Here is a 16,335-nt window from a genome sequence, read left to right as displayed (position 1 = left end):
AACCTCAACCGCGTTGCAGGATCAATTCTATGACGACCTTGCTGCCAATGTAAGCCAGCGCCAAGGACAGGAAACCGGCCAAAGTCCAACGAATCGCCACCCGACCACGCCAGCCTTGTAACTTACGGCCGATCAACAAGCCGCCAAATAGCAGCCAGGACAACACGGCGAAAACGGTCTTGTGCGTCAGCGCCGCGGCGTGCCCCAGCACTTCCTCGGAAAACACCACCCCGGTCAACAAAGAAACCGTCAACAACAAAAAGCCCACGCCAATCACTTGGAACATCATTTTTTCAAGGGAAAGCAAAGGCGGCAATTGTCTAAGCAGCGGAGACGCCCGTTTATCATGCAGGGCCTTTTCCAAAAACAGCATCAAAATGGCGATCAGGGCGCCGATGGCGAACAGGCTATAGGCGAACAAGGACACCAGAATATGCAGCACAAAAGCCGGATTGCTCAGATCCTGAACCACGTGTTGGCCGGGAAACAGCAAGGCGAAGCCCAGCGCTGCCATCGCCAGCGGCATCATGAACAGCTGCAAACCTTCCACGCGATAGAAAAAACTGCAGGTCCAGTAAATCAGCAGCATGATCCACACCATGACCGACAGCGCGCGGCCCACGCCAAGAGACAGCAAAGGTCCCTGAGTCAGCGGCAACAGCACGGCAATCGCCTGCAGCAGCAGCAGCACGCCCAATAGGCTGTGTTCCAGCCGCGGCTTGCGCGGCCAGCAAGCCAAGCCGCGCCAGTTGGCGAAGTAATGCCAGGTGAAGACCCCGTAAGAGAGGATCAGCGCAATAGAAAGTATGAGCAGGAAGCTGGTCATGGCGGGTGTTTTATCAAAACCGGGTGCAGCCCGGCCGCTCGTGGTAAAATCAGTAGTTTGAGAGTCTACACCAACCGGCAAGCCGTTGGCAGAAGTAAGGACGCACCATGCTAGACAACCTGACCAGCCGCCTGTCCGGCGTGATGAAAAATCTGCGCGGCAATGCGCGCTTGACCGAGGCCAATATCCAGGACGCGATGCGAGAAGTGCGCATGGCCCTGCTGGAGGCCGACGTCGCCCTGCCCGTAGTCAAAACCTTTATCGCCCAGGTCAAGGAACGCGCCCTGGGCCAGGACGTGGCCGGCAGCCTGACTCCGGGCCAGGCCCTGGTGGGCGTGGTCAATGAAGAATTGACCAAATTGATGGGCGAGAAGAACGACGCCCTCAATCTGGCGGCCGTGCCCCCTGCCATCGTACTGATGGCCGGCCTGCAGGGCGCCGGTAAAACCACCACGGTGGGCAAACTCGCCAAGCTGCTGAAAGAGACCCAGAAGAAAAAAGTGCTGGTCGTCTCCGCCGACGTCTACCGTCCCGCCGCGATCGAACAGTTGAAACTGCTGGCCCAGCAGGTCGAAGTCGAATGGTTCCCCTCTTCCGGCGACCAGAATCCCGTCGACATCGCCCGCGCTGCGGTGGATCACGCCAAGCGCCATTTCTTCGATGTCCTGATGGTCGACACCGCCGGCCGCTTGGCCATCGACGAGGCGATGATGGCCGAGATCAAGGCGCTGCACGCGGCGCTGAATCCGGTGGAAACCCTGTTCGTCGTCGATGCGATGCAGGGCCAAGACGCGGTCAACACCGCCCAGGCTTTCAATGAAGCGCTGCCGCTGACTGGCGTCATCCTCACCAAGATGGACGGCGACTCGCGCGGCGGCGCGGCACTGTCGGTCCGCCACATCACCGGCAAGCCAATCAAATTCATCGGCGTCGGCGAAAAGGTGTCCGGCCTGGAACCCTTCCACCCGGACCGGATCGCCAGCCGCATTCTGGGCATGGGCGATGTGCTGTCGCTGATCGAGGAAGTGCAAAAAGGCATCGATCAGGACGAAGCCGCCGCCATGGCCAAGAAGTTGAAATCCGGCAAGGGTTTCGACCTTGAGGACTTCAAGGCCCAGATGCAGCAGATGAAGAAAATGGGCGGCATGAGCAATCTGCTGGAGAAAATGCCGGGGCAACTGGGCCAGATGGCCAAAGGCGTGCAGGGCGCGGAGGCGGAAAAAGCCATGCGCCGCATTGAAGGCATCATCAACTCGATGACGCCGCAAGAACGCCACAAACCAGAGTTGCTCAAAGCCAGCCGCAAGCGACGCATCGCCGCCGGCGCCGGCGTGACGGTGCAGGAAGTCAACAAACTGCTGAACCAGTTCGAGCAGACGCAGAAAATGATGAAGCAGTTCTCCTCCAAGGGAGGCATGATGAAAATGCTTCGCGGCATGAAGGGCATGATGCCCGGCATGTAAGCTGAAACGGGTGCCTGGCACCCGTTTTTCTTGATGTAAAAGGATTTCGATGTCGCTCGATGTTGCCGTTCTGACCGATTCGCGCCTGCTGCCGCCGGACAACCGCGACTGGTATCGCCGCCAGGTTCATCATGAGGACGGCTTGGTCCTGGCAGCGCTACAGCGCCAGGGTTTGCTTGTTCGTCGTCTGGCCTGGGACGACCCGGACATGGACTGGGCCGGCGCGCGCTGCGCGCTGTTCCGCACCACTTGGGATTACTTCGAGCGCCTGCCCGAGTTTTCCGACTGGCTGGCGCGCGCGGCCGGCCAAACGCGGCTATTCAACGAGATTGGGCTCATTCGCTGGAATCTGGACAAACACTACCTGGCCGAACTGCAACAAAACGCTGTTCATACGGTGGACACGCACTACATTGAGAAAGGCGCGCCGCAAACACTGCGCCAACTACTAGCGGAACGAGGCTGGAACGACGCCATCTTGAAGCCGGTCGTCTCCGGCGCCGCCCGGCACACCTATCGCGTCGCCCCGGCGAACGCTGAAACGCTGGAATGTGTGTATGCCGAGCTGATCCAACAAGAAGCCATGTTGCTGCAACCCATGCAACACAGCGTGTTGACTCAGGGGGAGCTGTCCCTGATCGTCATCGATGGTCATTTCAGCCACGCCATCCGCAAAACGCCTAAGTCCGGCGACTTCCGCGTGCAGGACGACCACGGCGGCCAGGTGCACCCGCATCAGGCCGACGCGCAAGAAATCGCCTTTGCAGAAGCCGCCGTGCAAGCAGTGCCTTTCGACGTGCTTTACGCGCGCGTCGACGTGATTCGCGACAACCATGGCCGCCTGGCGGTCATGGAGTTGGAAATGATCGAACCGGAGCTGTTTTTCCGCTTCCGGCCGCAAGCCGCGGAGGAGTTGGCCGCGGCGCTCGCGCGACGCCTGCGTTGAGCATTAAGGGATTTTGTACCGCAACCCGCCAGAACACCGGCAACCCACGTTTGGAACTACCCAGCATGAACCTGACCACGCTGACCGCCCTAAGCCCCCTGGATGGCCGCTACGCCGGCCAAGTCGAGGCCTTGCGCAATCTGTTTTCCGAGTACGGCCTGATGAAGTTCCGCATTAAAGTGGAGCTGGAATGGCTGAAGATGCTGGCCGCCGAGCCAGGCATCGAGGAAGTGCCTTCCTTCTCGGAAGCCACCATCCGTGAAATCGACGACGTGATCGCCAACTTCAACGTACAGCACGGCGAAGAGGTCAAAGCCATCGAGGCGCGGACCAATCACGACGTGAAAGCCATCGAGTACTGGCTGAAGGAACGTCTGTCCGGCAACCCGGAAGTCATGGCGGCCAGCGAGTTCATCCATTTCGCCTGCACCTCCGAAGACATCAACAACCTGTCGCACGCGCTGATGCTGAAAACCGCGCGCAACACCGTGGTGCTACCCACCATCGACGAAGTCATCCACAAGCTGCAAAAACTGTCGCATGAGCTGGCCGACACCGCGATGATGTGCCGTACCCACGGCCAGCCGGCGACACCGTCCACCATGGGCAAGGAACTGGCCAATACGGTCTACCGCCTGAAACGCCAACGCGAACAACTGGTACACCAGGAAATCCTCGGCAAGATCAACGGCGCGGTGGGCAACTACAACGCCCATCTGGTCGCTTACCCCGACATCGACTGGGAAAGCTTCTGCGGCCGCTTCGTCACCGGCCTGGGTCTGACCTTCAACCCTTACACCATCCAGATCGAGCCGCACGACTATATGGCCGAGCTGTATCAGGTTCTGGCGCGGGTCAACACCATCCTGGTCGACCTGAACCGCGATATCTGGGGCTATATCTCGCTGGGCTATTTCAAGCAGAAGGTGAAGAAGGACGAAGTCGGCAGCTCCACCATGCCGCACAAGGTCAACCCGATCGACTTCGAAAACGCCGAGGGCAATCTGGGCATGGCCAACGCCATCCTGGGCCACTTGGCGGAAAAACTGCCGGTATCGCGCTGGCAGCGCGACCTGACCGACTCCACGGTTCTGCGCAATATGGGCGTGGGCTTCGGCTACACCCTTCTTGGCCTCAAAGCCTGCCTGAAGGGCTTGAACAAGCTGGAAATCAATCCGCAGGCGATTGCCGCCGATCTGGACAACAGTTGGGAACTGTTGGCGGAGCCGGTGCAAACCGTAATGCGGCGCCACGGCGTGCCCAATCCGTACGAACAGCTGAAGGAATTGACGCGCGGCAAGGGCGGCATCACCCGTGAAACCTTGCATGCCTTCATCAAAAACCTGGAACTACCGGAAACGGAAAAAGCCCGCCTGCTGGAATTAACACCGGCCAGCTATATCGGCAAGGCATCGGAACTGGCCAAGCGCATTTAATCACGCCTGCTCGAGCAATAAAAAACCGCCGTTACCCGGCGGTTTTTTTAATTCAGCGGCCATTGATCGGACAGACCACTGGAAGGAAAACAAAAAACCCAGCTTTCAAAAGAAAGCTGGGTTTTTGAATTTGGTTGCGGGGGCAGGATTTGAACCTACGACCTTCGGGTTATGAGCCCGACGAGCTACCAGACTGCTCCACCCCGCGTCAGAGAGGTTGCATATTATACAAGCCACTCCTGGCTGTCAAGATATTTCTATCTTGAGCCAATTCAAACACTCCAATCCACCCAGCCCAACTGCCATGTGGCCAATATCACCAAGCCGAATACGATGCGATACCAGGCGAACGCATTGAAGTTGTGGCTGGACACATAGCGGATCAAACCACGCACCGCGAAGAAAGCGCTGATGAACGCCGCGATGAAACCAACGCCTATCACCGGCACATCTGCGGCGGTGAATTGGTGCCAATGCTTGTACACATCGTAGAACGTGGCCGCGAACATGGTAGGCACCGCCAGGAAAAAGGAAAACTCCGTCGCGACCTTGCGATCCAGGCCAAACAACATGCCGCCGATAATGGTGGAACCGGAGCGCGATGTGCCGGGCACCATGGCAAACACCTGAGCGATCCCCACTTTCAAGGCGTCTTGCCAGCTCATCGCATCCACGCTGTTCACCCGCGGCACGCGCTGCCTGCGCTCAACCAGCAGAATGATGATGCCGCCCACCACCAAGGCCAGCGCCACGGTCAGCGGGTTGAACAAATAGTGCTTGATCGCCTTGATCGCGAAGAAACCGATAACCGCCGCCGGCATAAAGGCCACCAACAAGTTGCTGATGAAGCGCAACGACTGGGCATCCCGCTGTAAAGCGCCCTGCGCCACGCTCAGAAAACGCTGGCGGTACTCCCAAACCACTGCCAGGATTGCTCCCAGCTGAATCACCACCTCAAACACGTCCGCATTGTTTTGAAAACCGATCAGGTCCCCCACCACAATCAAGTGCCCGGTGCTGGAAATCGGAAAAAACTCCGTCACCCCTTCGACGATGCCCAGCAATAAAGCCTTGGCCAACAGCATCAAATCCATGTCCATCCATCCCCCATCAAGGTTTAATATGCGCAAAAGGCAGCCCCGGGGCTGCCTTCTTCACCAAGCATCTTGCTCGATTCTTATTTTTTCTCGGCTCGCGCCTTGACCACCAGCTCGTTGATCACCTGCACCATGCGCTCCGGCGCCACCGGTGTCACTACGTATTTACCATTGATAATCACTGTCGGGGTACCCTGAATCGCATAATCGCGAGTCATCTTGGCCGCCTTGGCCACCTGTGCGTTCACACCAAAGGATTTGTACGCCTGCATCACCTTGGCAGCGTCAACGCCCTTCTGCTGCTTGAGCCAGTTGGCGAACACGCCCTCGTCAGACAGGTTGACGCGCGACTTCACCACCGCCTCGAAAGCCGGGCGGTGCAGTTTGTCGTAGGTGCCGGTGGTTTTGAAAGCGGAGAACATGCGCACGAAGCCCTCCATCGACTTTTGCCACACGATCTGTTCCTTGGAGAACGCCACGTCGGCGGGCTTGCTCTTTTCCCAAGCGCTCATCGCCGGCTCAAGTTCCAGGCAGTGAATGCAGTGGTAAGAGAAGAACTCGATGACCTCCACCTTTTTCGGATCCGCCACCGGCTGCGGCGTCGCCAGCATGGTGTAATCCTTGCCCAGCTCAATCGCCGCGTTTGCCAGCCCGCTGAACAGCATCAACGAAAGCAATAACCACTTTTTCATTATCGATTCCCTAAATAGAGGAAGAGTTTATTCCGCCTTGACGACTGTCGCGCCAATGCCATCCTGCTTCAACTGAGCCTTCACCCGATCCACCTCGTCCTGACGGTTGTACGGCCCCACCCTGACCCGATGCACCAGCCCCTTTTCCGGCACAGTCACCGACTGGATCTTGGCCTCCACGCCCAACAACGCCAGCTTGGCCTTGAGGTTGTCCGCCTCGTCCTGATTCTGGAAGGACCCCAGCTGCAAGTAGACCTTTTTGGCCGCCTGCTGAGCAGAAGGTTCCGTCGCCTTGCCGTTCTTGCCGGGCACCGCGTCCACCTGGCCAGGCAAGATTTTGTAGAAGTCAAAGCGCTGCTCTTCCTTGCCCGCGTCCTTGGCCGCCGGCGCGGCGGCCGGCTTGGCGGGAACTTCCGCCGGCATCGGTGGTGGAGCGGACGGGGGCTCTTGAGCCGGCTTGGCCACCGGGGCCGGCGCGGCAACGGTTTCCGAAGCGGCGTCAGCAATGCGCGTGCCCGGGGCCAGCAGCTCCGTCGGCGGCGCGGAAGCGCCGGCCGCTTTGCGATCCAACTTTTCCAAGTTGCTGAACGGCGTAGAGGACTTATTCAGATACATGGCGAGGCCAACCGCGACGGCAACGCCGACGATCAGACCGATGACGATGCCCGCCACCATGCCGCCGCCTCCGCTTTTAGAGCTGGATGAACGGCCACGGGAACTACGGGAGGAATTTTTTAAATCTCGATTTGCCATGCAGCACTTACGCTTTTAACTAATCAAATAGTTCAAAAAACTATCTGGATTGATCAATTCTTTATTTATTGTTAGCCATTAGGCATTGCCGCGCGTCGTAATTGAATCGCCTGCAACACATGCTCCCGCATGACCATAGCCTGACCCTGTAAATCGGCAATGGTTCTGGAAACCCGAAGTATCCGATGATAACTGCGCGCCGACAAGCCGATCTTGTCCAAAACTTGCCGCAATAATGCCAGCCCTTCGGCGTGAAAATCGCCAAGCGCCTCCAGCTCCGCCCCGCTCAAGCCCGCATTCGCCTTTCCTTGCCTAGCCAATTGTCGACGATACGCCGACTCCACCCGCTCACGCACCAAAGCGCTGGGCTCGCCGGCGGCCCCATCCACCAACGCCTCGGCAGGCAAGGACTGCACTTCAACATGCAAATCGATGCGATCCAACAAGGGACCGGAGATTTTACCTCGATAGCGCCCCACTTGCTCGGGCGTGCACCGGCATTTTCCGCTGAAATGCCCAAGATAGCCACACGGGCAGGGATTCATTGCCGCAATCAGCTGAAATCGCGCGGGAAAACTGGCTTGGCGCGCGGCGCGCGAGATGTGGATCACGCCGGCCTCCAGCGGCTCGCGCAAGACCTCCAGCACTTTGCGATCGAACTCCGGCAATTCGTCCAGAAACAAAACGCCATGATGCGCCAGGCTAATTTCCCCTGGCCGGGGGTCACTGCCTCCACCCACCAACGCCACCGCGGACGCGGTATGGTGCGGGGCACGGAAAGGCCTTACGCCCCAATCGTCCAGGGCGAAGCCATCGGTCCCCAAAGAACGCACGGCCGCGCTTTCCAGCGCCTCTTCGTCCGGCATGCCGGGCAAGATGCCGGGCAGGCGGGCGGCCAACATGGATTTACCTGTGCCGGGAGGCCCGATCAACAAGAGGCTATGCCGTCCGGCCGCAGCCACTTCCAACGCATGGCGCGCTAAGGACTGGCCTTTGATATCCAACAGATCAAGGTAATCAGGCAGCGAGCGGGATGGGCCACCCTCTTGTCGATACGGCTCCAGCTCGGAGAGACCGTTGAGAAAGGCGCAGGCCTCAACCAGGCTGCTCACGCCATATAATGGCATGCCCTCAAGCACGGCAGCCTCCCTGGCGCTGGCTACCGGCAAGATGAAGGCGCGCCCCGCTTCCCTCGTCTTGCACGCCATCGCCAAGGCCCCGCGCACCGGCCGCAAAGCCCCGGTCAAGGCCAGCTCTCCGGCAATTTCATATTCCGCCAACTTGGGACAACGCACCTGTCCGCTGGCAACAAGAATGCCAATGGCGATGGGCAGGTCAAAACGGCCGGAGTCTTTGGGAAGATCGGCCGGGGCCAGGTTGACGGTGATGCGCCGGGCCGGGAACTCAAAACCAGAGGTCAAGATTGCCGCGCGGACCCGCTCCCGGCTTTCCCTCACCTCCAGATCAGGCAAGCCGACAATGGTGAAAGCGGGCAAGCCGTTGGCCAAATGCACTTCCACCGCAACCTCAGGCGCGTCCACTCCGGCCAGCGCCCGGCTTGCAACCACGGCCAGCGCCATGTCGCTTAGGAGTGACCGAGTTCTGACTGGGCCTCTACCGTGGCTCGCGCCTCATCCGGGAACACCTGCGCCTCTAAGCGCGCTAGCTTCTGCTCCAGCTGAGCCAGCTTCTCTCGGGTCCGCACCAACACTTCTTGCTGCACGTCGAACTCCTCGCGCGTCACCAGATCCATTTTGCTGAATGTGGAGGCCATCATCGCTTTGACGTTTTTCTCGATGTCCTTGGCCGGACTGGCGGCAATAGTTTCGCTGATCTTGTTGCCGATTTCCTCGAACAGCTTTTGGCTCAACATGACGCGGCTCCTTGAATGAATAAGTGATAACAGAGCAGAGTGTAGCAAAAAGCCAAGTCCGCCACCCGCCAGCGCGTACCCATTGGCCCCCCATCCCAACTCCGCGCCCTTCGCGGCACCAAATCAGTGCGGCACCTCAGCGCCGCATGCACCGGGAAAGTGCCAAAAAGGCCAGTACAGACCTTTTTTGCATTGCAACATGATCTTAGCGTTTTCTTTTGCGCCAATCCGGCCTGGCACGATTCATGCGTATTGACGCGACAGCAGCGCTCACCTCAAGACATCGGATCATCAGACCCAAGGAGCAGTCATGAAACTCGTTTCTGCCATCATCAAGCCCTTCAAGCTGGACGAAGTCCGCGAAGCCTTGTCCGCCATCGGCGTGCAAGGCGTCACCGTCACCGAAGTCAAAGGCTTCGGTCGCCAGAAAGGGCATACCGAACTCTACCGCGGCGCCGAATACGTGGTGGACTTCCTGCCCAAGGTCAAACTGGAGATCGCCATAGACGACGCTTTGCTCGATCAGGTCGTGGAAGCCATCGAAAAATCCGCCCGCACCGGCAAGATTGGCGACGGCAAGATCTTCGTCTACGACCTGGAACAAGTGGTGCGCATCCGCACCGGCGAAACCGGCGCCGACGCGGTCTGAACCGCAATAGAGACTTAGGGGAAACGACAATGAAAAAACTGCTCGCAACCATTCAGCTCGCCGGCTTGGGCCTAATGGCCCCGCTGGCGTTCGCCGCCGCGCCGGCAGGCCCGGCGATTGCCTACGCCAAGAGCATCAGCGCCGGCGACACCGCCTGGATGCTGATCTCCACCGCCTTGGTGCTGTTCATGACGATTCCCGGCCTGGCGCTGTTCTATGGCGGCATGGTGCGCAAGAAAAACGTGTTGGCGACGCTCATGCAAAGTTTCGCCATCACCGCGCTGATCACGGTGCTGTGGGCGGTCATCGGCTACAGCCTGGCCTTCACCGTCGGCACGCCTTATCTCGGCGACTTGAGCCGTGTGATGCTGGACGGCATGGTTTACCTGAAAGACGCCGGCAAATTGGCGGTACATCCGCTGGCCGGCACCATACCTGAATCGGTGTTCATGACCTTTCAGATGACTTTCGCCATCATCACCCCCGCGCTGATCACCGGAGCCTTCGCCGAGCGAATGAAGTTTTCCGCGATGTTGGTCTTTATGGCCCTGTGGTCCTTGCTGGTCTACGTGCCGGTGGCGCACTGGGTCTGGGCGCCGGGCGGCTGGATGGCGGACAAGGGCGTGCTGGACTTCGCCGGCGGAACCGTAGTGCACATCAACGCCGGTATCGCCGGCTTGGTAACCGCCTTGGTACTGGGCAAGCGCGTCGGTTTCGGTAAGGAAGCGATGCCCCCCATAACCTGGTGCTGACCCTGGTGGGGGCATCGATGCTGTGGGTGGGCTGGTTCGGCTTCAACGCCGGTTCCGCCGCGGCTGCGGACGGCCGCGCCGGCATGGCCATGGTCACTACCCAGCTAGCCACCGCCGCCGCCGCGCTGGCCTGGATGTTTGCCGAATGGCTCACCAAGAAAAAGCCTTCGGTGCTGGGCATTGCGTCGGGCGCGGTCGCCGGCTTGGTCGCCATCACGCCCGCGGCCGGCTTCGTCGACGTCAAAGGCGCGCTGATTATCGGCCTGGCAGCCGGCGTGGTGTGCTTCTGGGGCGCCACCGGACTCAAGCACATGCTGGGCTATGACGACTCTTTGGACGCCTTCGGCGTACATGGCATCGGCGGCATCCTGGGCGCCTTGCTCACCGGCGTCTTCGCCGTCAAAGAAATCGGCGGCGCGGAAGGCAGCCTCGCCGCTCAAGCGCTAGGCGTGGGCGTCACAGCGGCCTATTGCGCCGTCGTCACCTTCATCCTGCTGAAGCTGATCGATGTAGCGATTGGACTGCGCGTCGCGGAAGACGAAGAACGCGAGGGACTGGATGTGATCCTGCACGGGGAGCGCGTCGAATAAATACGAATTTTCTTGTTGTGGTAAGGGACTTGGGGCGCCGCTGGCGCCCTTTTTTTGCCAGAGAGAGTGCTTAAACTCCGGGGAGCCCGGGCGAGACAAAACGAAAACGGCTAAGAGCCTGTTCACGATCTCGCGAGCAAGAGCGAGACAAGGTGAAACGAGCGAAAAAGCGGAATGTACAAGGGGTACATGAGCATTTTGAGCTTGTTTTTAACGCCGTATCGCCGCAGCGGAGCTGATCGTGAACAGGTTCTAAGAAAGCGAGATGGTCATACGATACTTGAGCATTTCAAAGCGGTTTTCAATGCCATATCGCCAACGCGCAGCAAATCGTGAACGCATTCCAAGCCGCCAATGAAAAAGCCGACCCTTACGGACCGGCTCTCGCTTACGGAATGGAAACCGTTATTTGACGATGCGCAGGCTGGGACGCCCCGTCGGCTTGACTGGAGCCTCCGGCTCGGAAGCTTCCACCGGCTTAGCTTCGTCGTCGGCCGTTACCGGTTTCAGTGCCGGCGCGGCGGCTTCAGCCTCTCCCAGCTCAACTTCGAAACCCATGCCTTCGCCGGTTTCCCGCGCAAAAATCGACATCACATTGCCAATCGGCACCCAAATGTCGCGGGAAACGCCGCCAAAACGAGCGGAAAACGACAACCAATCATTGTCGATACGCAGGTTCTTGGTGGCCGAAAGACCGATATTCAGCACGATTTCGTTGTTTTTCACGTACTCGTGCGGCACATCGGCGCGCTCGTTGACCCATACCACCACATAGGGCGTGAAACCGTTGTCGCCACACCACTCGTGCAGCGCTCGGATCATGTAGGGCTTGGTGCTGGAGCTCATTGGCAATCCTTATTTGCGCATGGCCTTTTCGGACGGCGTCAGCGAATCGATAAAGGACTGACGCTGGAAAATCCGCTCGGCGTACTTCAGGATGGGCGCGGAGTTTTTGCCCAGATCAATGTTGTAATGCTCCAAACGCCACATCAGCGGCGCAATCGCCACGTCGATCATGGAGAAATCGTCGCCCAGCATGAACTTCTGCTTGGCGAAAATCGGCGCGATCGTAGTCAAACCGTCACGGATGGCCTCGCGGGCCTTGTTCGCTTCCTTGCCGGTGGCGCCAGCCTCCAGCGCCTTGACGTGGATGAACAGCTCGTTTTCAAAACGGTAGAGGAACAAGCGGGCGCGCGCGCGCATCACCGGGTCCGCCGGCATCAGCTGCGGGTGCGGGAAACGCTCGTCAATGTACTCGTTGATGATATTGGATTCGTGCAGGATCAAATCGCGCTCGACCAATACCGGCACCTCATTGTAGGGGTTCATCACCGCCAGATCTTCCGGCTTGTTATGGATGTCCACATCAATGATTTCGAAATCCATTCCCTTTTCAAAAAGCACGATACGGCAACGCTGGCTGAACGGGCAGGTAATTCCGGAGTAAAGAGTCATCATGGCAGGAGGAAATCCTTAACTAACAATGGGTTGATTCAGCTGGGCATTCTAGCACTTTCCCCCACCCCATTTCCAGCACCGCATCATAAGGCCATGATTTAAAATAAAAAAAGGCGGATTTCTCCGCCTTGATCAAAGCCGACAAGTTAGCTTAATGCACGTCGCGCCAGTACTCTTTCTTCAAGAAATACGCCAGCGGCAACAGCAACAGCGAGAGGAACATCAATACGACATAGCCAATCTGCTGACGCTTCACTTGTGCCGGTTCGCCGATGTAGACCAGGAAGTTGGTCAAGTCCGCCATCCGCTTGTCGAATTCCACGGTGTTGGCCTTGCCGTTCTCAAGCTTGGTCAAAGTACCGGCCTTGATCAGCTCCAGCTTGTGCTCCTCATGGCCTTCCGCATTCTTCTCGGTTTTCAGCACCTGCTCGCCTTGCCATTCCCAGAAGATGTGAGGCATGCCCACCTTGTCGAACACCGCGTTATTCCAGCCGGTAGGCCGGCTCGGATCACGGTAGAAGCCGCGCAGATAGCCGTACAGATAGTCGGCGCCGCGAGAACGCGCGATCAGCGACAAGTCCGGCGGCGTGGCGCCAAACCAGGCTTGAGCATCCTTCTTGTTCATCGCGATGTTCATCTGATCCCCGATCTTGGCGCCCTCCGGCAGCAAGTTCGCCTTGATCTGCTCTTCAGTCAGGCCGATATCGGTCAGGCGGTTGTAACGCATCGCGCTGGCCGAATGGCAAGACAAGCAGTAGTTGGTGAAGATCTGCGCCCCGCGTTGCAGGCTTTCCGTATCTTGGATATTGATAGGCGCCTTGGGCAGCTTGGCCCCTTCGCTTGCAGCCAGCGCCGTAGCGCTGAACGGCAACGCCAGCGCCATGGCCGCGATCAGGTGGCGGATTTTGCTTTTCATGAGTCCTCTCCCCTTTTTACACGTTCATGGCGAATACGGCGGCGGCCACGATGGTCACCACCACCAGCACCGCAAACCGGATTTGGCGCTGGGCGTTGGTATCAGTCACCCGCGTCGGCACCGGAATGCTGCCCACATCGTTCTTGGTGTAGAACGGCATGCCCAGGAAGAAGGCGAAGTAGACGAACGAGAGCACCTGCGCAATCACGGTACGGGCATTGGTGGACGGCAAAGCGCCCAGAATGCCAAGACCAATGAAGGACACGATGAACAGAACCAGCATGAACTTGAACTTGGGACCGCGGTAACGGATGGACTTAACCGGCGAGCGATCCAGCCACGGCAGGAAGGCGATCAGCACCACCGCCGCGCCCATCGCCAATACGCCCCATACCTGAGTGCCCAGGAAGGACGGGATGGCACGCAAGATGGCGTAGAACGGGGTGAAGTACCATACCGGCGCGATATGCGGCGGAGTCTTCAGCGGGTCGGCCTGGTCAAAGTTGGGGTGCTCCAGGAAGTAACCGCCCATTTCCGGCATGAAGAACACAATGGCCGAGAACACGATCAGGAACACCACCACGCCCAGCACATCCTTAACGGTGTAGTACGGGTGGAAGGGGATGCCGTCCAGCGGAATACCCTTGTCATCCTTCAGTTTCTTGATCTCAACGCCGTCCGGATTATTGGAGCCCACTTCATGCAAAGCGATCAGGTGAGCGACCACCAGAGCCAGTAGCACCAGCGGCACCGCGATCACGTGCAGCGCGAAGAAGCGGTTCAGTGTAGCGTCAGACACCACGTAATCGCCGCGGATCCACACCGACAAGTCAGGGCCGATCACCGGAATGGAGCCGAAGAGGTTGACGATCACCTGCGCGCCCCAGAACGACATCTGGCCCCAAGGCAGCAAATAGCCCATGAAGGCCTCGGCCATCAGGCACAGGAAGATCAAGGTGCCAAACACCCACACCAGTTCGCGCGGCTGCTTGTAGGAACCGTAGATCAGGCCGCGGAACATATGCAGATACACCACCACGAAGAACATCGAAGCGCCGGTGGAGTGCATGTAACGGATGATCCAGCCTCCGGCCACATCGCGCATGATGTATTCGACCGAAGCAAAGGCAACCGGGATGCCGGCCCCATTCAAGGTGCCGTCCGGCTTGTAGTTCATGGTCAGGAAGATGCCGGTGACAATTTGAATCACCAGTACCAGCATGGCCAGCGAACCGAAGAAGTACCAGAAGTTGAAGTTCTTCGGCGCGTAATACTCGGTAACGTGCTCCTTGAGCATCGACGATAGCGGAAAACGCTCGTCCACCCAGTTGAGCAACTTTTGTCCTTTAGTCATGTAGCCCCCTCAGCTTATTTGTCTTCGCCAATCAGCAGGCGGGTGTCGGACAGATATTTGTGCGGCGGAATTTCCAGGTTCTTCGGTGCCGGCACGCCTTTGTAAACGCGCGCGGCCAAGTCGAACTTGGAACCATGACAGGGGCAGTAGAAGCCGCCCAACCAGTCCGGGCCCAGATCGGCGGGCGCGATATCCGGACGGTGAGTCGGCGAACAGCCCAAATGCGTGCAGATGCCGACGGCAACCAGCAACTCGGGTTTGATCGAGCGGTGCTCGTTCTGGCAATAAGTAGGCTGCTGATCCATCTCGGATTTGGGATCAACCAGCTTCTCGTCCAGCTTCGGCAGGTTTTTCAATTGCTCCGGCGTGCGGTTCAGCACCCATACCGGCTTGCCGCGCCACTCGACGTTGATCTTCTGGCCCGGCTCGATCTTGCCGATATCCACCTCGACGGGAGCGCCGGCGGCCTTTGCCCTCTCGGACGGGAAGAAACTCATCAGAAACGGCGTAGCCACTCCGGCCGCCGCCACACCACCAACAGCGCTGGTTGCAACCGTCAGAAAGCGACGGCGCCCCGCATCGACTTGTTGTTCACTCATTACAGTCATCCTCAAACGTGGAAACCGAGCCCAAAACTGCCTGATTTTACCCGATTCCGAGTAGGGACTTGAAGCTTCTATGCAAATAAATTGGCCGAAGCCCCGCTTAGCCTCTTAAACCGGGTTGGAAATGTCTACAAATTCAACACTTATGCCATGAAGCTGAGCCATGCGTTCGCCCAAAGCCTTGATGCCAAAACGCTCCGTGGCGTGATGCCCCGCCGCGATGAAAGCCACATCACACTCCATTGCCATATGATGATTTTGCTCGGATGCTTCGCCGGTGATGAAAGCATCCACCCCCAGATCGATGGCTTCGGCGAAGAAGCTCTGCGCACCGCCAGTACACCAGGCCACGCGCGAAATCGGCTTGTCCGCCCTGCCCAACAACAAGGCATCGCGCCCTAGGCAAGCTGAAACGTGCCCGCGAAAATCTACCGCGCTGCCTCCTTGCCGCCATGACCCATGCCACAGCAAACCCTGCTCGCCCCCCTGCCCCAAAGCATCCAAATCCAGCACCTTGCCCAGCATCGCGTTATTGCCCAACTCCAGATGAGCATCCAAAGGCAGGTGATAAGCCAGCAAGCTCAAATCATGCTCCAGCAATGCCTTGACCCGTTGGCGCTTCATACCGCAAATCCGGGCGTCCTCACCCTTCCAGAAATAACCGTGGTGCACCAGCACGGCGTCCGCTCCACGCAACGCCGCCTCGTCAATCAAGGCCTGGGAAGCCGTCACTCCAGTCACCAACTTGCGCACAGTGGGCCGGCCCTCCACCTGCAGCCCGTTGGGCGCGTAGTCTTTGAACCGCCACGGCTCCAAAATCGTGTCCAGGCTGCTCAGCAACGCCTTCAATTCCATCACGCACTCCTTAACTTAATATATGCCCCGGCCTTATTTTGCCAGAAGCCAACTCAATTTAAGGCCACAA

Annotated in this window: 16 protein-coding genes, 1 tRNA gene and 1 pseudogene; 5 read left to right on the top strand and 13 right to left on the bottom strand. The window is 58.7% G+C overall.

Annotated elements, in window-relative coordinates:
* Positions 1-4: 4 nt before the first annotated feature.
* Positions 5-826 (bottom strand): inner membrane protein YpjD, encoded by an 822-nt coding sequence (locus DXT74_RS06730; RefSeq protein ID WP_114153191.1) that lies wholly within the window; start codon positions 824-826, stop codon positions 5-7.
* A gap of 107 nt (positions 827-933) precedes the next feature.
* Here DXT74_RS06730 and ffh point away from each other — a divergent pair, with 107 nt between their 5' ends.
* The 3 genes from ffh to purB all read left to right on the top strand — a co-directional run bounded on the left by ffh (position 934) and on the right by purB (position 4,671).
* Entirely contained in the window at positions 934-2,289 is a 1,356-nt protein-coding gene (gene ffh, locus DXT74_RS06725) for a signal recognition particle protein (protein ID WP_043591367.1), read from the top strand.
* A 49-nt stretch (positions 2,290-2,338) separates the two neighbouring features.
* A complete protein-coding gene (locus tag DXT74_RS06720) occupies positions 2,339-3,235 on the top strand; it encodes a RimK family alpha-L-glutamate ligase (RefSeq protein ID WP_114153193.1) in 897 nt (298 codons plus the stop codon).
* A 65-nt stretch (positions 3,236-3,300) separates the two neighbouring features.
* Positions 3,301-4,671 (top strand): adenylosuccinate lyase, encoded by a 1,371-nt coding sequence (gene purB, locus DXT74_RS06715; protein ID WP_194427603.1) that lies wholly within the window; start codon positions 3,301-3,303, stop codon positions 4,669-4,671.
* A 131-nt stretch (positions 4,672-4,802) separates the two neighbouring features.
* Here purB and DXT74_RS06710 read toward each other — a convergent pair.
* The 6 genes from DXT74_RS06710 to DXT74_RS06685 all read right to left on the bottom strand — a co-directional run bounded on the left by DXT74_RS06710 (position 4,803) and on the right by DXT74_RS06685 (position 9,086).
* Positions 4,803-4,879, bottom strand: a tRNA-Met gene (locus tag DXT74_RS06710).
* Positions 4,880-4,943: 64 nt separating this feature from the next.
* Entirely contained in the window at positions 4,944-5,765 is an 822-nt protein-coding gene (locus tag DXT74_RS06705) for an undecaprenyl-diphosphate phosphatase (RefSeq protein WP_081555592.1), read from the bottom strand.
* A gap of 83 nt (positions 5,766-5,848) precedes the next feature.
* Positions 5,849-6,460, bottom strand: a complete 612-nt coding sequence (locus DXT74_RS06700) for a thiol:disulfide interchange protein DsbA/DsbL (protein WP_114153195.1) — start codon at positions 6,458-6,460, stop codon at positions 5,849-5,851.
* Between the two features lie 27 nt (positions 6,461-6,487).
* Positions 6,488-7,135: an SPOR domain-containing protein gene (locus DXT74_RS06695; RefSeq protein WP_231138291.1), complete on the bottom strand. Its 648-nt coding sequence runs from the start codon at positions 7,133-7,135 to the stop codon at positions 6,488-6,490.
* A 149-nt stretch (positions 7,136-7,284) separates the two neighbouring features.
* Positions 7,285-8,793, bottom strand: coding sequence for a YifB family Mg chelatase-like AAA ATPase (locus DXT74_RS06690; RefSeq protein ID WP_081555563.1), 1,509 nt, complete (start codon positions 8,791-8,793; stop codon positions 7,285-7,287).
* A gap of 5 nt (positions 8,794-8,798) precedes the next feature.
* Positions 8,799-9,086, bottom strand: a complete 288-nt coding sequence (locus tag DXT74_RS06685; RefSeq protein ID WP_043637957.1) for an accessory factor UbiK family protein — start codon at positions 9,084-9,086, stop codon at positions 8,799-8,801.
* A 310-nt stretch (positions 9,087-9,396) separates the two neighbouring features.
* On the opposite strand from DXT74_RS06685, the gene glnK reads away from it, so the two are divergent.
* Positions 9,397-9,735, top strand: a complete 339-nt coding sequence (glnK, locus tag DXT74_RS06680; protein ID WP_043591378.1) for a P-II family nitrogen regulator — start codon at positions 9,397-9,399, stop codon at positions 9,733-9,735.
* A 29-nt stretch (positions 9,736-9,764) separates the two neighbouring features.
* Positions 9,765-11,077: pseudogene (locus DXT74_RS06675) on the top strand (ammonium transporter).
* Between the two features lie 405 nt (positions 11,078-11,482).
* Here the strand turns inward: DXT74_RS06675 and DXT74_RS06670 are convergent.
* From DXT74_RS06670 to DXT74_RS06645, 6 genes are all read right to left on the bottom strand, one after another.
* A complete protein-coding gene (locus tag DXT74_RS06670) occupies positions 11,483-11,923 on the bottom strand; it encodes a ClpXP protease specificity-enhancing factor (RefSeq protein WP_043641305.1) in 441 nt (146 codons plus the stop codon).
* Between the two features lie 9 nt (positions 11,924-11,932).
* Entirely contained in the window at positions 11,933-12,535 is a 603-nt protein-coding gene (locus tag DXT74_RS06665; RefSeq protein WP_039756141.1) for a glutathione S-transferase N-terminal domain-containing protein, read from the bottom strand.
* 151 nt (positions 12,536-12,686) lie between these two features.
* Entirely contained in the window at positions 12,687-13,451 is a 765-nt protein-coding gene (locus DXT74_RS06660) for a cytochrome c1 (RefSeq protein ID WP_019103448.1), read from the bottom strand.
* Positions 13,452-13,467: 16 nt separating this feature from the next.
* Positions 13,468-14,805: a cytochrome bc complex cytochrome b subunit gene (locus DXT74_RS06655; protein ID WP_043641308.1), complete on the bottom strand. Its 1,338-nt coding sequence runs from the start codon at positions 14,803-14,805 to the stop codon at positions 13,468-13,470.
* Positions 14,806-14,819: 14 nt separating this feature from the next.
* The gene (gene petA / locus DXT74_RS06650) at positions 14,820-15,404 is read right to left on the bottom strand and encodes a ubiquinol-cytochrome c reductase iron-sulfur subunit (protein ID WP_039756139.1); all 585 of its coding nucleotides are present in this window, start codon (positions 15,402-15,404) and stop codon (positions 14,820-14,822) included.
* Positions 15,405-15,518: 114 nt separating this feature from the next.
* On the bottom strand, positions 15,519-16,265 hold the full coding sequence (locus DXT74_RS06645; RefSeq protein WP_194427601.1) for a Nif3-like dinuclear metal center hexameric protein: 747 nt from the start codon (positions 16,263-16,265) through the stop codon (positions 15,519-15,521).
* Between the last annotated feature and the right edge of the window lie 70 nt (positions 16,266-16,335).

It is taken from the genome of Chromobacterium sp. Rain0013, assembly GCF_015291765.1.
GTDB lineage: Bacteria > Pseudomonadota > Gammaproteobacteria > Burkholderiales > Chromobacteriaceae > Chromobacterium > Chromobacterium haemolyticum.
The sequence above is the reverse complement of the archived record's forward strand: the minus strand, read 5'-3'. Positions and strand labels throughout refer to the sequence as shown.